Genomic DNA, 2,703 nt, shown 5'->3' with positions numbered 1-2,703 from the left:
CGGCTCCGACCGGGCAAACCGGTGCACGAACCGCTCGTGCAACTCTCCCAGACCCGCCGCCCACGCCCTCACGTCACCAAGTACCCCACCCATAACCAGCCCAACGACCAACCTGGCCACCAGTCACACCAAACACCGTTGCAGTACTAGGAGCCCCGTCTCAGTGAGGTCGTCGTCCGCGTCGAGCTCAACGATTGCTGACAGCCCTGCTCGACCGCTGGCGCTCACACGGCCGTCGCGTGAGCTGGACAGACGCGTCCGTCGAGTAATGAGCGGCCTCCGCTGATCGGGGCCTTCCGGTCAAGTTCGACGCCTCGTTCGAGTCGGCCTGAACCGATGGCCGAGACCGCCCCAAACGCCGTTGTTCCCTGACCTTCAACGTTGTCATGACGTGAAATGAGAAGCGGCAGAGCGGACAATATTCACTAATGGGGGCGATGCCTGTTCGAACGGCAGCAACACCCGGCGACATGGGCTGGCCATGCCCTTGAGGCAGCTTCGCTGGCCTGGGCAGGACTTCTGAGATTGAAGCAGCCTTGGAGATGGCGGCCGACCAGACCCAGTGGAGTCTGGCCGCGAATTGTTCGACCTCGTCCGCCGGCGCAGTCTGGGCAGCGAAGACCGACTCGCGGAGCATCTGCCCTCCCGGCTCGCTGAGCTGGTCGGCAAGCTCGCACACAACGCCGCGGGGCCTTAACCTCACTTCGACCATCACCCCGGTTGGCAGATCGGGCCCATCGCCTATCGCCTCGCACTTAAAGTGCAGGATCCGGCACTCCAGGTCCGGCACTTCCGCGTTGGGAGATCGGCGCCAGAGGTCGAGCCTGGGACCGCGCCGTAGCTGGCCTGCGACGTTAGACGACAAGCTGAGAAGTTATTTCTCGAGCCCGCTTTCTGAGGAGGCAACGCTGAGTAACGTTTTGGAATCAACCTGTTTGTCGCGTCTGTATTTGGATTGAGGGGGCAAACGGTGTGGGTCGGGTGAAGATACTCAGGGGGCGAGGCGGGGCGCATGGAACAGGCGGAAGAGGGTGAGGGCCAGCAGGCACTGGCCGACATGCGGATTGCGGTGTCCGCCGCGTTCGAGGGCAGTGAGGAGATCGCCCAGGCTCGTGATCTGGCCCGTTCCTTCCTGACGGATGTGCAGGCGGTGCACGGGCTTCCGGTGTCCGACCGTGTGATGGGCATGGTCCAGCTGGTGGTCAGCGAGCTGGTGACCAATGCCCGAAAGTATGCTCCGGGTCCGTGTCTGCTGACGCTGGAGGTCAGTGACGGCGCGATCGAGGTGACGGTCTGGGACAGCGAGCCGGTGCTGCCGACCGCGAGGGCAGCGGACCCTGGGCGTGTGGGCCAGCACGGGCTGGAACTCGTGATGGCCGTCTGCCGAAGCATCGAGGTGCATCGCGAGCCGGTGGGCAAACGGGTCAAGGCTGCTGTGGTGCTCGCCGACGACCCGGGAGGAGACGTGGCCGGCCGTCAGATCAGCTGAGTCAGGCTGCCAGACCCAACCCCACTGTTCTTGTTCGCCAAGCGGGTCAGACGGCGGGGCATCAGGGTGAACGCCGCCCAGGTGAATAGGGTCTCCGAGTGCTGGATCAGCCGCTCATAGTCCCCCACGTGGCGGCGGGCGTTCATCATCCAGGCCCGCGAGCGTTCGACGACCCAGCGGCAGGGCAGCAGGACGAACCCGAAGGAGCCCTTCGGGTTCGTCCGGGAGACGGCCTTGATCGTTCGGTTCAGATGCCTCTTCGCCCAGGTCACGAGCTAGCCCGCGTACGCGCGGTCGGCCCGGACGACGGTGATCTCCAGGTGCATCAACCGGAGTCGAAAGAGGGCCTCCCTGGCCGGGCGGAGTGCAAGTTCGCCTGCTCCTCGCCGCCGGCGGTGCCCGCGCCATCCTCCAGGAAACCAGGCCGTCGCGTGGGCACCCCGACGGCTTAGGCGGCGTTGCACCCGGCGTGACCACGACTGTGCGGCTCAAGCCGTCATCGGCATGCAGCGCGACGGATCCCCTCCCCGAAATGGAGCCGATCTTCACCGGGCTCGCCGAGCAGTGGGAGACAGACAGCCACCTCGCCCATGCCTGCCAGACGAGGAGTGGACGATCCTCGCCCGCCGCTACCCCCGGGCCGGACGCTGACCGCGCGGTGCAGGCGCGGCCCCCACCACCCCCGCACCGCACCCCCAAGGAGCCGAGAGGTGCCCATGAGCCGCGCTCCTGGGCTGCGAACCGGCTCCGTGGTTGGGCCCCGGTCCGCAGCCCCACCTCCACCACCCTGCCAGGCCCGTACGGAACGACGCCCGGCAGCACGAAGGCCCTGACCGCCCGGGGTGGGCCAGGACTTTCGTATGTCTCGGGGGAAGCTGACGCGGCCCCGTCGCCAGAGCGCGGAATCGGGGGCCGCGGACTGCACCGACCCGACGTGAGGGTCCAAACCAGTACGTGCGTCACACGACCCAACGCACCACCCACCCGCAAGGACACGTTCCGCGTCAACGCGAAACGCCTCCCACCTCCCGCCTCCCGCCTCTTAATAATCTGCCCTCAGGACGCCCCTGAGGTGTCCAACGCCCCCAGGGCCTGGAGCAGGTGGTGCCCGTGCATCGACAACCCACGAGGCGCAGCGCCGCCCCGCGGCGCGGGGCGGGGCGGCCACCCCCCACGCCGCGCAAGCCGGGGCGGCGACGCCGCAAGAAGAACAC

General features: G+C 67.3%; 1 protein-coding gene and 1 pseudogene. One reads left to right on the top strand and one right to left on the bottom strand.

The window, feature by feature from the left end; all coding sequences use genetic code 11:
• The first annotated feature begins 1,012 nt into the window (after positions 1 to 1,012).
• Complete coding sequence (locus tag ACFWSK_RS36795) at positions 1,013 to 1,489, top strand: ATP-binding protein (RefSeq protein ID WP_383796279.1); 477 nt, start codon at positions 1,013 to 1,015, stop codon at positions 1,487 to 1,489.
• Positions 1,490 to 1,530: 41 nt separating this feature from the next.
• Here the strand turns inward: ACFWSK_RS36795 and ACFWSK_RS36790 are convergent.
• Positions 1,531 to 1,845, bottom strand: a pseudogene (locus ACFWSK_RS36790) (transposase); the annotation flags it as partial.
• Positions 1,846 to 2,703 lie beyond the last annotated feature (858 nt).

This window comes from Streptomyces sp. NPDC058620 (genome assembly GCF_042717135.1).
Lineage (GTDB): Bacteria > Actinomycetota > Actinomycetes > Streptomycetales > Streptomycetaceae > Streptomyces.
This window is presented reverse-complemented; position numbering and strand designations above follow the sequence as displayed.